Source organism: Marinobacter sp. ATCH36, from assembly GCF_023555055.1.
Classification (GTDB): domain Bacteria; phylum Pseudomonadota; class Gammaproteobacteria; order Pseudomonadales; family Oleiphilaceae; genus Marinobacter.
The window spans coordinates 579,103-592,831 of the sequence record NZ_JAMJPL010000002.1 but is presented as its reverse complement, the minus strand read 5'-3'; the positions used below and the strand labels follow the sequence as shown (position 1 = coordinate 592,831).

Sequence of the window (13,729 nt, the reverse complement as noted above, 5' to 3'; positions counted from 1 at the left end):
CTAGCTCGTCACCGGACCGTAGAGAAATACCGTTTCCGCCCATTTATCAGTGATATACCAGGCAATATAGAGCATCCATACAATACCCGCCGCCAGTAATGAACCGTCCGTGGTCAGCGGAATATTGTCGTAGCGGCTGTAGCTGGCCCTTGTCAGCCCGGAAATGGACAGCCCCAGAAGAATCCCCGCGACGATATCTGTAAACCAGTGAACCCCGAGGTAAAGACGACTCAGCGCCACCATAATGATGGGGAGACTGAACAGCAGATAATAGCGCGAACGCCAACGATGCCGGCTTTCCCGGGCAATGAAACTGGCAGCCAGTGAGGAAAAAACGGTAATGCCGGTGGTATGCCCGCTCGGAAAGGCGCCTGAGGCAGGCGGGCCAAGCACGATGTCTGGTCGTGGGACCGCAGAGAGGTATTTGAACACCCACACCAGCAGTGTTGTCAGCAAGGCGGCACCGACAATATGCAGGGCTGCCGCGTAAAAACCACGCATGCCCAGTGCCAGTGAGGCCAGTATGGCTGCAGCCAACAGTATCGGGGGATCTCCCAGCAGCGTTACCAGAATCATCACCGGGTCCAGTAACGGATTCCTGAGTTGTTCCAGCCATTCGAGCGTCAGGGTATTGAACGGCTCGAACAGCTGCGTTGCATTTACCAGTTGCCCCAGGATCAGAAACAGTGCTCCACCGCCCAGTGCCAGCGACAGTGAGGGCAGTGGGAACTCTCCAGCCTGTGCAGGCCTCTGGCTGGTGTAAAGCCGCCAGAAGCGGTGAGTGGAGTGGTAGCGGGCCATCAGGCCGGCAACCCAATGGTAAAGCTGGCTGCTATGACCGAGTCCCAGCTGGAAGCGGATCAGTAGCAGGTAGATCACCAGCAGAACTCCGGCGCTGATGCCGATGACCGGGTAAAAATGGGCCGGTGGTTCAAAATCGCTGGCCAGCGCGCTGCCGACCAGGTAGCCGGGTAAAACATAGGTGGGGGCCCAGGCTATGGCAGAGGAGAGATTAAATGCCAGAAATCGCCGCCAGGGCATCAGAAAGGCGCCGGCAATCAGGGGAATGATTGGGCGTATCGGGCCAACAAACCGCCCAATGATAACGCTTTTTCCGCCGTGAAGGTTGAAGAAGACCTCACCCTTGGCAATAAAACCCGGAAAACGATTCAGTGGCCAGAGCTTATCCAGCCGGCCCTGAAACAGTCTGCCGAGGGCGAAGCTGATACTGTCGCCAGCAACAGCGCCGGCCCCCGCCCAGAGCAGCACCTCCAGAATCGGTACAGAGACCTGGCCCGCAAGTGCAGCAACCGCAAAAATAATGGCCACACCCGGGATCAGGATACCGGCCAGCGCCAGTGATTCCAGAAATGCGGTCGTGAATAGGGCGACCGAGAGCCAGCCCGGATTGGCCCCGAGCCATGCAGTCAATGCCTGCAGCCACTCCGAACTCATGACTGACGAATTTCTCCCTGGCTGTACCAGACAGAGTCGGTCCCCCGTTTCCTGGCTTCCTTCAGCGCCTGTTGCACCCGTTTTCGCAGGTCGGCCGTGCGGGTATCCGAACTGGCTCGGGTGGTGCAGCCAAGGCTGACGGTAACCTTGCCAGTCAGCGGCCAGGTTTGCTCCGCAATTGTCCGTCGAATGCGTTCAGCGATAACCCTCACACCTTCCTCCGGTGTGAAAGGCAGAATCAGGAAGAATTCACCGTTCTCAAGGGTGTAGAGCGTGTCGCCGGCACGAATCACACCGAACAGGTGCTGTGTGAGATCGCGCAGCAGTCTCTGCATGCCTGCTTTGCCATGGAGGTCCTCGGCTTCATCTGCATAGTCTATCGTTAGGGATACGACGGACAGAGAGTGGGACATCTCGATCGCGCGGCTGATTTCTTTCTGCAGGGTTTCATCCAGGAAGCGCGCGTTATGGGCGCCGGTGACCGGGTCCGTGATGGCCAGGTCTTCCGCGGACTGCGCCATGTGGTCATAGTGCCAGATGTAGAGTGCCGCAACGGCTATCAGCGCGAATACCCCGGAGCCAATGGTAACGGCATGGGAAACAGTCTGTGTCAGCAACAGGAAAATCAGCAGTGCGGCCAGCAATAAAAGCGAGAGGATCATGCCCTGGCGCAGGGGCAGGATCAGTAAATTAAGAAGCACCAGGGGCATAACCCAGTGACTGATTCCGGGCGGTGCCAGTATGTACATTGCTGCGACCAGGCCACTGTTGAGGGCCGTAAGAATGATCAGGTGCCCGGGTGCTGATAGCTGATGACGGCGACATATAAATGTGTATCCGGCCCCGGCAATGGTCAGAAGCGCCATGCCGGACGCGAGGAAGAACAGTTCATAGAAGCCATAACGCAGATTCTGGAAGGCCAGGCTGGCAATGAACAGGCTTGCAAGCAGGTAGCCGGCCAGGTGGGTGAAGCTTCGAAGGCGTGTTTCGGTCATGACGCCGGGCCTCCGGTATCGTCCGTACGTGCCGTTTGTGCGGTGTGAGACCAGGTACTGTACGACTGGGCCCTGTTACCACCCTGTTGTTGGGCCCGACGGAGGGCATTGGCGGCGGATTGTTGCAGGCTGTCAGCATCATCGCCGATATTCAGCCCTGCAATTCCGGCACTGACAGTCAGATCAAGCTGGTGGGAAGCCAGCAGGGCACTCAGACCCCGGCGGATGGTCTCCGCCAGGGTGGCCGCGTCTGTGGTCGCAATGCCGGGCAGGATAATCAGAAACTGTAAATCAGCCACGCGGTAATAGGTGTCGAAATCCCGCAGTTGCGAGTGCAGATAGCGGCCGATTCGTGGCAATATGGAGCGGATATCGGCGTCAGCGTTATTGTCACTCAAGTGGGTGTCCAGACCAATCATGATCACCGACATGTCGATGCCTTCCCGTTCGCTGCGCTGGATCTCCTTGTGAAGATCGGCAGACAGGTATTCCCTGCTGGCGGCCTGAGTCAGTTCGTCAGTGCGTCGCAGGGGGGCCAGTTGCCGGGTCTTGTATTCACGGAGAAATACCAGTAAACCGGACAGCATTACGGTCAATAACAGCGCGCTGATCATCTGGTGACGTTCCGGGATACCGCCGGACCAGTGGGCGGCGAACATCGCCATAAAGGCGATCAGAACGGTGATGCAGGTTCCCCAGAAAACCGGCAGCAAAGCGAATCCGATCAGTGGCGCCATATAGAGCCAGTGAGTCAGGTTCAAGGGGCCGGTCCAAAGGCTGGTGACCAACAGGAATAGCAAGGCCACGAACAACAGGCGATGAATGGCCGGCCAGGGGCGCCGGAAACGTCCGGGGTGAAAAGCATTGCTGGTGAAAACCAGGCCAGCGCCGACAATCGCCGTAACAGCGGTCAGTAGCTCCCGCTGAATAACCGCGAATACAGCGATGGCGAGCAGGATCACGAATCCTGTTCTCGACAGTCGGCTTAGCAGGAATTTTTCGGCCATCTGGGCCATGGTATCCGTCCTCTCCCGGGCGTCCGTGTTTCAGAGCATACAGCAGGTACCGCTCAATCACCCGCGTAATAACGTGCGTCAGGGCGGTATAGTAATCGCTTGGGATGCGTACTTGAAACGGGAAAGGTACAGTTAGGCTCTGATTCGCACAATCGGTTTAAAACGAAAAGGTAATCGGATGGATATTGCAGCATACATGGCTGAGGTGGGACAGCAGGCACGGCAAGCCGCCACCGCGGTCGCCCGATCCACAACTGCGGTTCGCAATCAGGCGCTGATGGCGACGGCGGAAGTTCTGGATGCATCGAGGAGTGAGCTGGCCACGGCAAACGCAAAGGATCTGGAGAATGGCCGCAGTAGCGGCCTGGATGACGCCATGCTGGACCGGTTGGAACTGACACCGGCGCGCATTGACGCAATGATTGAGGGGCTTCGCCAGGTGGCGTCCCTGCCGGATCCGATCGGCGAAATCACCGATATGACTTACCGTCCGTCCGGTATACAGGTGGGCCGCATGCGAGTGCCTCTCGGAGTTATCGGTATTATTTACGAGTCGCGGCCCAACGTCACCGTAGAGGCAGCCAGCCTGTGCCTTAAATCCGGAAACGCCACCATTCTCCGGGGAGGCTCCGAGGCTATTCACTCCAATCAGGCCATTGCGGCGTGCCTCGCCCGTGGATTGTCCGAGGCAAGGCTGCCTGAGAACGCTGTCCAGGTTATCAAAACCACCGACCGGGCTGCCGTAGGCGAATTGATCACCATGCCCCGGTTTGTCGACGTGATTGTTCCCCGCGGCGGCAAGGGCCTGATCGAACGAATCAGCCGTGATGCCCGGGTTCCGGTAATCAAGCATCTTGACGGCATCTGCCATGTGTATATCGATAGCCATGCCGACCCCGAGAAGGCGCTGGCAGTGGCGATCAATTCGAAGACCCAGCGCTATGGCACCTGCAACACCATGGAGACGCTGCTTGTGGACCAGGAAGTTGCCAGTGACATGCTGCCATTGCTGGCGGATGCATTCCGCGAAAAGGGAGTGGAGCTCAGGGGCTGCGAACAGACCCTGCAAATCCTGCAGGATGTGACCGCTGCCACCGAGGAGGACTGGACAACCGAATATCTGGCCCCGATTCTTGCGATTAAAGTTGTGGACGGGCTCGATGGTGCCATCGCACATATCAACCGCTTCAGCTCTCAACACACCGACAGTATTATCACTGAGAATTACACTCGTGCTCGACGGTTCGTTACCGAAGTTGATTCGGCTTCTGTCATGGTCAATGCCTCTACCCGTTTTGCCGACGGATTCGAATACGGTCTGGGTGCCGAAATCGGTATTTCCACGGACAAAATCCACGCCCGGGGCCCTGTCGGTCTTGAAGGTCTGACATCGCAGAAATACGTGGTGTTCGGCGATGGCCACATCCGGACCTGATTCTGTATGCACGTTATCTACGGCGGTACTTTTGATCCGATCCATCATGGCCACCTGCGGCTGGCTGTGGAGCTCCGGGAGCGGCTGGGCGTGCCCGAGGTTTCGCTGATGCCCTGTCACGTGCCTCCTCACAGGGATGTTCCTGGCGCAACCAGCGAGCAACGGGTTGCATTGCTGGAGCTCGCCATTGCGGACGAGCCCGGGCTGACACTGGATACCCGGGAATTGGGCCGCGATGGAGCCTCGTATACAGCGGAAACCCTGCGCCAGGTCCGTGCGGAACTGGGGCCGGATCAGTCGCTGACCATGGTTTTGGGTACTGATTCCTTTGCCGGTTTCGACCGCTGGCAGGAATGGCAACGTATTCCCGAACTGGCGCACATTGTTGTGGTACGACGGCCGGGGCCCGGGCTGGTGCCGGGCAGCGCGCCGGCCCGCCTGCTCCAGGAGCGCTGTGTGGACAGCGTGGAGCCTCTCTATGGCGCACCCTGCGGTCATATTCTGGAGCTGGATCCGCCATTGCTCGATATCTCGGCAACAGGCATTCGCGACCGGATTCTTTCTGGTCGCTCACCCCGGTATCTGCTGCCTGACAGCGTATTGCATGAAATTCGTCGTCAGCGACTCTACGGTGCATGACCTGACGGGAACTTTTAGTGCTACAATCCTCTCTGAATATGACTTTTCGGGTGGCCGCCTTCGCTGCTGCCCGCCAACAGGGTGATTATGCAGGCAGAGCAACTGAAAGAACTGGTCGTGGGTGCGCTTGAGGGCGTCAAGGCGCAGGACGTGAGTGTTATTGATGTCAGGGGAAGAACCAGTGTAACGGATTATATGGTGCTGGCTTCCGGAACCTCCAATCGGCACGTGAAATCCCTGGCGGATTCAGTGTTGTCGGAAGCAAAGGATCAGGGGGTCAGGGCCAGCAACGTGGAAGGTGCCAGCGCCAGCGACTGGATTCTGGTCGACCTTGGTGATGTGGTAGTTCACGTCATGATGCCGGCAACCCGTGAATTCTATGATCTTGAGCGCCTTTGGCGCGATGCCCCTGATCTGGGTGTTGCAGGAAGCGAATAATCATGCGGTTGCGTCTGGTCTGTGTAGGGCAGAAGATGCCCGAGTGGGTCAGCCTGGGCTATAACGAGTACGCCCGCCGGATGCCGCCGGAGTTGCCCATTGAGCTGGTGGAAATACCGATGGCTCACCGTGGCAAAAATCCGGATATCCCCCGGTTGATGCAGAGAGAAGCAGATTCGATCCTTTCTGCTGTGGGCGCCCGCGACCACGTCATTGCGCTGGAGGTGGGCGGCCGCAACTGGTCCACTGAAAAGCTCGCCGACCAACTGGAAAACTGGCAACAGGACGGCAGGGACGTCAGCTTTCTTGTTGGCGGCCCTGACGGTCTTGCCGACGCTTGCCGGGCCAGGGCAGACCAGATGTGGTCGTTATCGTCGCTGACCCTGCCACATCCCCTGGTGCGTATTCTGCTGGCCGAGCAGTTATACCGGGCCTGGTCCGTCACCCGCAATCACCCATACCACCGGGCCTAGGAACTGAGTATGCCCTGGGGAGAATTCAAAGACATCGCAGCCGAACGGCGCCTGTTCCAGCGGCGTACCGTGGTGATGTTACTGCTGGTGTTCGGATTGTTGAGCCTGCTGATTGCCAGAATGTATCAGCTGCAGGTTGTTGAGCACGACATCTACACCACGCTTTCCGACAAGAACCGTGTCCAGGTGCAATCGGTAGCTCCGCCCCGGGGTCTGGTCTATGACCGTAATGATGTGCTGCTGGCTGAAAATCGCCCGGTTTTCAGCGTAACGCTGGTACCTGAGCGCGTTGGCCATATGGAGCAGACGCTCGCCAAACTCCAGGAAATGCTCAGCATTTCCGAAGAGGACATGGAGCGTTTCCACCGGAGGCTTCTGGAACCCCGCCGCCCCTTCCAGGAGTTGCCCCTTCGGTATGATCTAAACGAGCAGGAGATTGCCCGCCTGGCGGTTCACCGTCACGAATTGCCGGGTGTTGAGGTGTCGGCCGAACTGGTGCGTTACTACCCCCATAGCGAATTGACGGCCCATGCCCTTGGATATGTGGGGCGCATCAACCGGCAGGAGCTGCAGCGAATCGATTCGGTAAACTATGCAGGCACCAACTATATCGGCAAGTCAGGTGTCGAGCGATTCTATGAACAGCTGCTGCACGGACGTGTCGGCTATCAGCATGTGGAAACCAATGCACGGGGCAGGACGTTACGTGTACTCGAGCGTGAGAACCCGGTGCCCGGCGAAGATATCCGGCTTCACATGGATTTACGGCTACAGCGGCTGGCGCATGAACTGCTGGATGGCCGGCGTGGCGCTATCATTGCCATTGAACCTTCCACCGGGGGAATCCTGGCCCTGGCCAGTGTTCCCGGATTCGATGCCAACCAGTTTGTAACCGGCATAAGCGTCGAGGACTATCGCGAACTCAGCACCAGTGTCGACAAGCCACTGTTCAACCGCGCCTTGCGAGGGCAATATCCCCCCGGCTCAACGCTCAAGCCGATGCTCGCCGTTGCCGCTCTGGATAGTGGCGTTACTACCCGTGACAAAACAATCTGGGATCCAGGCTATTTCCAGTTGAAGGAAGGAGGCCGGCGTTATCGCAACTGGAAGCGTTCAGGTCACGGTTGGGTCGATCTCAAGGATGCGATGGCTCAATCCACTGACACCTACTTTTATCAAGTCGGCGTTGAAATGGGGATTGATACGATGCACAAGTACCTTTCCGCCTTTGGCTTTGGTGAAGATGCAACTCTGGATGTCTCGGGGGCCCTGAGTGGGCTAGCTCCATCGAGGGACTGGAAGCGTGCGGTTCATAATGAGCCCTGGTATCCGGGGGACTCGGTAAACCTCGGGATTGGGCAGGGTTATATGCTGGCAACGCCGCTTCAGTTGGCAACGGCGACTTCTGTACTCGCTAATCGCGGGAACTGGGCCGAGCCGAGATTACTGAAAGATATCAAGGGTGACCGGTCGATTGACGAAGTGCTGCCGATTGGTTCCCATCAGTCCATAGAGCTCAATAACCCGGACGACTGGGAATATGTGGTGGATACCATGGCTGCGGTCATGCACAGCTCCAAGGGCACGGCCCGCGGGGCTGCCAAGGGTGCGCCGTATCGTATGGCCGGTAAAACCGGGACCGCTCAGGTGTTCAGTCTTGCCGAAGACGAGGAATACGACGAAGAAGAGGTGCGCGAACGTTTGCGTGATCACGCACTGTTTGTCGGCTTTGCGCCGACAGATGACCCTGAGATAGCTGTCGCTGTTATCGTGGAGAATGGCGGGAGTGGCAGTGGTACCGCTGCACCGGTTGCGCGGGCACTGTTCGATGCCTGGCTGTTGGGCTTCCCGAAAGAAGGTGAGGCACTCATCGTAGGTGAGCCAGAGGGAGGCTCACACTGATGGCAGCCGGAGAAATGTTCAATCAATCTGCACGTCATCCGCTATCCGGATCCAGAGGGATCTGGTCTGCGCTGCATATCGACCCAATCCTGATGTTGCTTCTTCTGGCACTTATCGCTGGGGGCCTGGTGGTGTTGTTCAGCGGGGCAGACCAGAATATGGCGGTGGTGAAAGCCCAGGGCATTCGTATGGGCGTGGCTCTGGTAGTGATGCTGGTCTTTGCCCAGCTTGACCCTGCGGTGTTCAGGCGCTGGGCGCCCTGGTTATTTGCCGCGGGTCTTGTCGGCCTGGCGGCTGTGCTGCTGATAGGCGTTGGCGCCAAGGGTGCCCAGCGTTGGCTGGCAATTCCGGGACTGCCGCGTTTTCAACCCTCGGAGCTGATGAAGCTGGTGGTGCCGATGATGGTAGCCTGGTATCTGTCGCGTCATTACCTGCCACCCCGCCTGCGCCATGTAGCTGTGGCTCTTGTGATCGCGGTTGTGCCCATGGCGATGATTGTCCTGCAGCCGGACCTTGGCACTTCCTTGCTGGTTGGCGTCGCGGGTATCTTTGTGGTGTTCTTTGCGGGGATCAGCTGGCGGCTGATCGGGGCCTTCTTTGCCATGGTCTCCGTGGCGGCGCCCCTGATGTGGTTTTTCGTGATGCGGGACTATCAGAAGCAGCGGGTACTGACTCTGCTTGATCCTCAAAGCGACCCTCTCGGCGCAGGCTGGAATATCATTCAGTCGAAAACCGCTATCGGGTCCGGTGGAATGGATGGCAAGGGCTGGCTTCAGGGAACCCAGTCGCATCTGGAATTTCTTCCAGAAAGTCATACCGACTTCATTGTGGCGGTGCTGGCGGAGGAGTTCGGGTTCGTTGGCATGCTGGCTCTGTTGGTGCTCTACCTGTTGATTATCCTCCGCTGCCTGTATATTGCTGCCACTGCCCAGGATTCGTTCAGCCGCTTACTGGCGGGTGCACTGACCATGACATTTTTCATCTATGTGTTTGTCAATGTGGGGATGGTCAGCGGTCTGCTTCCCGTGGTGGGGATCCCATTGCCTCTTATCAGCTATGGCGGCACGTCCAGTGTTACGCTTATGGCGGCCTTTGGAGTGCTTATGTCCATACAGACTCACAGGCGGATGATCAGTGCCTGAGGGTATCAATGCCAGCATGGACGGGGGGTAATGGTCGCTTTACAAGTGGTCGTGATAATCTTGCCCGCCTCATTTTTGCAGGGAGTTCCATGAAAACAGTTATAAAAAGGGCATGTAACGGATTGGTTGTGGTCGTTCTCATGCTCGCGCCGGCTCTGGTCTCTGCCCAATACGATAAAACCTCCGAAGGTCAGGCCTTTGTTCGCGAAATGGCAGAGCGTTACGGTTTTGAGGCGAGCCGGGTTGAAGCTTTGCTGGCCGCTGCCGAGCGCAAGGATTCGATCCTGGACTCCATCAGCCGGCCGGCAGAAAAGACCCTGGAGTGGCACCAGTACCGCAAGATCTTTATCCGACCTGACAGGATCAGGCAGGGAGTCGAATTTCTCACGGAACACAGGGAGGCATTTGAGCGGGCAGAAGAGGAATACGGAGTTCCGGCACCGATCATTGCCGCGATTATTGGAGTTGAAACCTGGTATGGCACCTATAAGGGCAATCACAGGGTTCTGGACGCACTGGCCACGCTGGCATTTGATTATCCCCCGAGGAGCCGTTTTTTCCGCAGTGAGCTGGCACAGTACCTGCTGCTGACCCGTGAACAGGGCTTTGACCCGGAGCAGCTCACCGGCTCCTATGCCGGAGCGATGGGGTATGGTCAGTTCATCTCCAGTAGCTACCGCCATTACGCCATCGATTTCGACGACGACGGTGTTGTCGATATTCTCAATAACCCGGTGGACGCTATCGGCAGTGTGGCCAATTATTTCCGCGCCCACCATTGGAAGCAGGGCGAGCCGGTTGCCGAGCAGGTGCCGGACAGGCTGCAGGAGGGTTCGCCGTTGCTGACCAGGGAACTGAAGCCCAGCCTGGAGGTCAATGACTACCGGCAGGCCGGGCTGACGCCAGAAGCAAAGGTGGCCGGGGATGATAAGGCCCGGGCAATCCGTCTTGCTGGTTCCGATGGGCCCGAGCTATGGCTGACATACCATAACTTTTATGTGATAACCCGCTACAATCACAGTCATCTCTACGCCATGGCTGTATTCCAGCTGGCCAATGCACTGAGCGAACAGGCCAGTGAGCCAGAACACCAAAACGGGATGGGTAACAGCTCGTGATTACACGCAATTTCTTTCTGGTTATCGCGGGAGCATTGGTTCTGGCGGGATGTGCCTCATCACCGAAACCGGATCATTCCTCCAGATACACCCTGACCCAGGACAGGGCGCCGGCGGGCAGTTTTGATGCATCCGGCCTGCAGGATGCCAAGCCCCGTTATGAAGAGCCCCGTGGGGCAGGTAACAAGTCCCCCTACAAGGTCTGGGGAAAGGAATATTGGGTCCGCGAGAGCAACGACGGATACGTCCAGCGGGGCACGGCCAGCTGGTACGGCGAGAAATTTCATGGCCATAAGACTTCCAATGGTGAAGTTTTCGACATGTATGAAATGACTGCGGCTCACAAGAGCCTCAGAATTCCGGGATACGCCCGCGTTACAAATCTTGATAACGGCCGTTCCGTGATTGTGAGAGTGAATGACCGCGGCCCGTTCCACGGTGATCGCCTGATTGACCTTTCCTATGCTGCTGCCAAAAAGCTCGGTTACCAAGGCCAGGGCACGGCGAGAGTGGAAGTGGCCGCCATTACTGTCAACCGGGATGGCTCCATGACTCTGGCAGGCAAGCCATTTCCTGACCGGCAGGCACCGGTTCCGGCAGAGCGCCTGGCGAGTTCCGGTGGTGGCGGCAAGGCACTGTTCGTCCAGCTGGGCTCGTTCAGTCAACGTAGTCCAGCTGAGGTACTGTTGAAGCGCGCCCGTGGGGCAATCGGGGACCCGATGAGAGTGCGGGAGGTGGAAACGGCTTCGGGTCGTTTCCACCGCGTGCAGGCAGGGCCGTTCAGCGACGAAGAGGAAGCCCTGAGAGCCCAAAGCCGTCTTGAAAACCAGGGATTCGGTCAGTCAATATTGCTGACCGATACCCACTGAACCAGTCACCCACTAGATACTGAATGGACCCATGGCACTAAAAAACGTATTTCGCACCTGTACCGCTGTCCTCCTGTTGGCCCTGATCACGGCAATGCCTGCGGCGGCACAGTCTGTGCTGATCCCGTCACCGCCTCAGATCGGTGCGAGCTCCTATATTCTGATGGACCCGCTCTCCGGGCGGATCATTATGGAGGAAAACAGCCATGAGCGTCTGCCTCCGGCGAGCCTGACCAAGATGATGACGGCCTATATCGTTGAGCGGGAGCTGGACGAGGGGCGGATCGCCATGTCAGACATGGTGCCCATCAGTGTCAATGCCTGGCGAACCGAAGGTTCGCGCACCTTTGTGCAGGAGGGAACCCAGGTGTCTGTGGAGGATCTTCTGAAGGGGGTTATCATTCAGTCCGGTAACGATGCTTCGGTTGCCCTGGCCGAATTTATTGCCGGCAGCGAGGGTGCCTTCGTTGATATCATGAACCAACAGGCACAGATTCTGGGCATGAATGAGTCCAGTTTTGCAAACGCCACGGGATTGCCGTCACCGGATCATTTTTCCACCGCCTACGATCTTGCGCTGCTGGCAAAAGCCATCATTAACGATTACCCCGAAAACTATCCGCTGTATGCGCAAAAGCATTTTACCTTCAACAACATACGTCAGCCCAACCGAAACAGCCTGTTGTGGCGCGATGACAGTGTTGATGGTTTGAAGACCGGTCACACCCAGGAAGCGGGATATTGCCTGGTGGCGTCAGCCAAGCGTAATGATACCCGAATGATTGCGGTGGTTATGGGGGCAAGCAGCACCGCCTCCCGGGCCCAGGAAATCCAGAAAATGCTCAACTATGGCTTCCGCTACTATCAGACCGAGCGCCTGTTCCGGACCGGCCAGGAGCTACTCGAGGCCCAAGTCTGGGGTGGCGAGAGCGACAACCTGTCGGTCGGCCTGATGGAGGACATTCACGTCACTATTCCCAGAGGCTCCCGGAATTCTCTGAACTCTACGGTGGAACTGGATTCTGTTATCAAGGCTCCGGTATCCAAAGGCGATGAGTTGGGTCGGGTAACGGTGAAGCTGGACGACGAAGTCCTGGTTGACCAGCCGGTGCTTGCCCTCAGTGATGTCCCGGAAGGTGGCCTGTTCAAGCGTATCTGGGACGCTATCAAGCTATTCTTCATGCAGCTGTTCGAGTAAGGGCGGGTGCGCCCGAGAGAGATTTGTGATGAGTGAGCCAAAAGCACCTAAAATCGAGTTCCCCTGTGACTATGTCATCAAGGTCATCGGAGATTCCGCCCCGGACTTTGTAGAGTTCGTGGTGGAAGTGGTTGAACAGCATGCGCCAGGTCTTTCCGAAAAAGACGTGTTTGTCAGGGAAAGTAGCGGGGGGCGCTTCTCTTCGGTCAACCTGACGATCGTCGCCACTGGCGAGCCGCAACTTAAAGCCCTGTTTGAAGAGCTCAAGGCCAGCGGGCGGGTTCACATGGTGCTTTGACCAGATGGACGAATTGATTGTTCGTACTCTCGGGGAACAGCCCTACCTTGAAACCTGGGAGGCGATGAAATCCTTTACCGCCGGGCGGGATGCCTCAACGCCGGACGAGATCTGGCTGCTGGAACATCCCCGGGTCTATACCCAGGGGCAGGCGGGAAAGGCCGAGCATATTCTTGCGCCGGGCGACATTCCTGTTATTCAGGTAGACCGGGGTGGACAGGTGACGTATCACGGCCCCGGGCAACTGGTGGTTTACCTGATGATTGACTTGACCCGACACAAGCTCGGTGTCCGTACACTGGTTGATGTGATTGAGCGATCAATTGTCCAGACCCTTGCGGTCTTCGGGATTACCGCTTCACCCCGGCCCGACGCGCCGGGCGTGTATGTTGATGATGCCAAGATAGCCTCCCTGGGCCTTCGGGTGAAGCGGGGCTGTTCGTTTCACGGTCTGGCACTGAACGTGGCGATGGATATGGAACCGTTTCATCGCATCAACCCCTGTGGCTACGCCGGAATGCGCATGTGTCAGATCAGTGACTTTGCTCAGGGCGTCGACATCAGTAAGGTTACATCCGTTCTCTCCGGTGAGCTTGCAGCCAGTCTGGCCCACGGCAGTATTCGCCGGACTCCCTAGTATTCCCTGAGTAGTGGCCACTCCAATACTGTTGGTGGCGTTTACATTGGCCACGCGGTCATGGCTTTTGCGACGCTTCGGTTAGGTTTGAAGCCAGAGGTATCCGTATAATGA

The 13,729-nt window shown here is 57.6% G+C and carries 14 protein-coding genes; 11 read left to right on the top strand and 3 right to left on the bottom strand.

The genetic code is table 11. From position 1 onward, the window contains the following. From M8010_RS10510 to M8010_RS10500, 3 genes are read right to left on the bottom strand one after another with little or no spacing between them, the layout of a single operon-like run. A complete protein-coding gene (locus M8010_RS10510; protein ID WP_250091012.1) occupies nt 1–1,455 on the bottom strand; it encodes a bifunctional DedA family/phosphatase PAP2 family protein in 1,455 nt (484 codons plus the stop codon). Beyond that, nucleotides 1,452–2,450: a GGDEF domain-containing protein gene (locus tag M8010_RS10505; RefSeq protein WP_250091011.1), complete on the bottom strand. Its 999-nt coding sequence runs from the start codon at nt 2,448–2,450 to the stop codon at nt 1,452–1,454. Before M8010_RS10505 ends, M8010_RS10510 begins: the two co-directional genes overlap by 4 nt. Then, nucleotides 2,447–3,466, bottom strand: coding sequence for a GGDEF domain-containing protein (locus M8010_RS10500; RefSeq protein WP_250091009.1), 1,020 nt, complete (start codon nt 3,464–3,466; stop codon nt 2,447–2,449). Before M8010_RS10500 ends, M8010_RS10505 begins: the two co-directional genes overlap by 4 nt. A 178-nt stretch (nt 3,467–3,644) precedes the next feature. On the opposite strand from M8010_RS10500, the gene M8010_RS10495 reads away from it, so the two are divergent. The 11 genes from M8010_RS10495 to lipB all read left to right on the top strand — a co-directional run bounded on the left by M8010_RS10495 (nt 3,645) and on the right by lipB (nt 13,615). Next, the gene (locus M8010_RS10495; protein WP_250091008.1) at nt 3,645–4,901 is read left to right on the top strand and encodes a glutamate-5-semialdehyde dehydrogenase; all 1,257 of its coding nucleotides are present in this window, start codon (nt 3,645–3,647) and stop codon (nt 4,899–4,901) included. Nucleotides 4,902–4,907: 6 nt separating this feature from the next. Then, nucleotides 4,908–5,540: a nicotinate-nucleotide adenylyltransferase gene (gene nadD / locus M8010_RS10490; RefSeq protein ID WP_250091005.1), complete on the top strand. Its 633-nt coding sequence runs from the start codon at nt 4,908–4,910 to the stop codon at nt 5,538–5,540. An 87-nt stretch (nt 5,541–5,627) separates the two neighbouring features. Further along, nucleotides 5,628–5,978 (top strand): ribosome silencing factor, encoded by a 351-nt coding sequence (gene rsfS / locus M8010_RS10485; protein ID WP_250091004.1) that lies wholly within the window; start codon nt 5,628–5,630, stop codon nt 5,976–5,978. Nucleotides 5,979–5,980: 2 nt separating this feature from the next. Then, the gene (gene rlmH / locus M8010_RS10480) at nt 5,981–6,451 is read left to right on the top strand and encodes a 23S rRNA (pseudouridine(1915)-N(3))-methyltransferase RlmH (RefSeq protein ID WP_250091001.1); all 471 of its coding nucleotides are present in this window, start codon (nt 5,981–5,983) and stop codon (nt 6,449–6,451) included. A 9-nt stretch (nt 6,452–6,460) separates the two neighbouring features. Further along, the gene (gene mrdA / locus M8010_RS10475; RefSeq protein WP_250091000.1) at nt 6,461–8,353 is read left to right on the top strand and encodes a penicillin-binding protein 2; all 1,893 of its coding nucleotides are present in this window, start codon (nt 6,461–6,463) and stop codon (nt 8,351–8,353) included. Continuing rightward, the gene (gene rodA / locus M8010_RS10470; RefSeq protein ID WP_250090997.1) at nt 8,353–9,495 is read left to right on the top strand and encodes a rod shape-determining protein RodA; all 1,143 of its coding nucleotides are present in this window, start codon (nt 8,353–8,355) and stop codon (nt 9,493–9,495) included. Before mrdA ends, rodA begins: the two co-directional genes overlap by 1 nt. A gap of 89 nt (nt 9,496–9,584) precedes the next feature. After that, nucleotides 9,585–10,613 carry a lytic murein transglycosylase B gene (gene mltB, locus M8010_RS10465; protein ID WP_250090995.1) on the top strand — a complete coding sequence of 343 codons (1,029 nt, stop codon included), beginning with the start codon at nt 9,585–9,587 and terminating at the stop codon, nt 10,611–10,613. After that, a complete protein-coding gene (locus tag M8010_RS10460; protein WP_502846213.1) occupies nt 10,610–11,482 on the top strand; it encodes a septal ring lytic transglycosylase RlpA family protein in 873 nt (290 codons plus the stop codon). Before mltB ends, M8010_RS10460 begins: the two co-directional genes overlap by 4 nt. A 31-nt stretch (nt 11,483–11,513) precedes the next feature. Further along, a complete protein-coding gene (locus M8010_RS10455) occupies nt 11,514–12,680 on the top strand; it encodes a D-alanyl-D-alanine carboxypeptidase family protein (RefSeq protein ID WP_250090993.1) in 1,167 nt (388 codons plus the stop codon). A gap of 28 nt (nt 12,681–12,708) precedes the next feature. After that, entirely contained in the window at nt 12,709–12,978 is a 270-nt protein-coding gene (locus M8010_RS10450; RefSeq protein WP_250090992.1) for an HP0495 family protein, read from the top strand. Nucleotides 12,979–12,982: 4 nt separating this feature from the next. Further along, complete coding sequence (gene lipB, locus M8010_RS10445) at nt 12,983–13,615, top strand: lipoyl(octanoyl) transferase LipB (RefSeq protein ID WP_250090990.1); 633 nt, start codon at nt 12,983–12,985, stop codon at nt 13,613–13,615. Nucleotides 13,616–13,729: the final 114 nt, after the last annotated feature.

Excerpts from the sequence above, each read along its gene's own strand:
- M8010_RS10510 (WP_250091012.1), bottom strand. The coding sequence starts at position 1,455 with ATGAGTTCGGAGTGGCTGCAGGCATTGACTGCATGGCTCGGGGCCAAT.
- M8010_RS10505 (WP_250091011.1), bottom strand. The coding sequence starts at position 2,450 with ATGACCGAAACACGCCTTCGAAGCTTCACCCACCTGGCCGGCTACCTG.
- M8010_RS10500 (WP_250091009.1), bottom strand. The coding sequence starts at position 3,466 with ATGGCCCAGATGGCCGAAAAATTCCTGCTAAGCCGACTGTCGAGAACA.
- M8010_RS10495 (WP_250091008.1), top strand. The coding sequence starts at position 3,645 with ATGGATATTGCAGCATACATGGCTGAGGTGGGACAGCAGGCACGGCAA.
- nadD (WP_250091005.1), top strand. The coding sequence starts at position 4,908 with ATGCACGTTATCTACGGCGGTACTTTTGATCCGATCCATCATGGCCAC.
- rsfS (WP_250091004.1), top strand. The coding sequence starts at position 5,628 with ATGCAGGCAGAGCAACTGAAAGAACTGGTCGTGGGTGCGCTTGAGGGC.
- rlmH (WP_250091001.1), top strand. The coding sequence starts at position 5,981 with ATGCGGTTGCGTCTGGTCTGTGTAGGGCAGAAGATGCCCGAGTGGGTC.
- mrdA (WP_250091000.1), top strand. The coding sequence starts at position 6,461 with ATGCCCTGGGGAGAATTCAAAGACATCGCAGCCGAACGGCGCCTGTTC.
- rodA (WP_250090997.1), top strand. The coding sequence starts at position 8,353 with ATGGCAGCCGGAGAAATGTTCAATCAATCTGCACGTCATCCGCTATCC.
- mltB (WP_250090995.1), top strand. The coding sequence starts at position 9,585 with ATGAAAACAGTTATAAAAAGGGCATGTAACGGATTGGTTGTGGTCGTT.
- M8010_RS10455 (WP_250090993.1), top strand. The coding sequence starts at position 11,514 with ATGGCACTAAAAAACGTATTTCGCACCTGTACCGCTGTCCTCCTGTTG.
- M8010_RS10450 (WP_250090992.1), top strand. The coding sequence starts at position 12,709 with ATGAGTGAGCCAAAAGCACCTAAAATCGAGTTCCCCTGTGACTATGTC.
- lipB (WP_250090990.1), top strand. The coding sequence starts at position 12,983 with ATGGACGAATTGATTGTTCGTACTCTCGGGGAACAGCCCTACCTTGAA.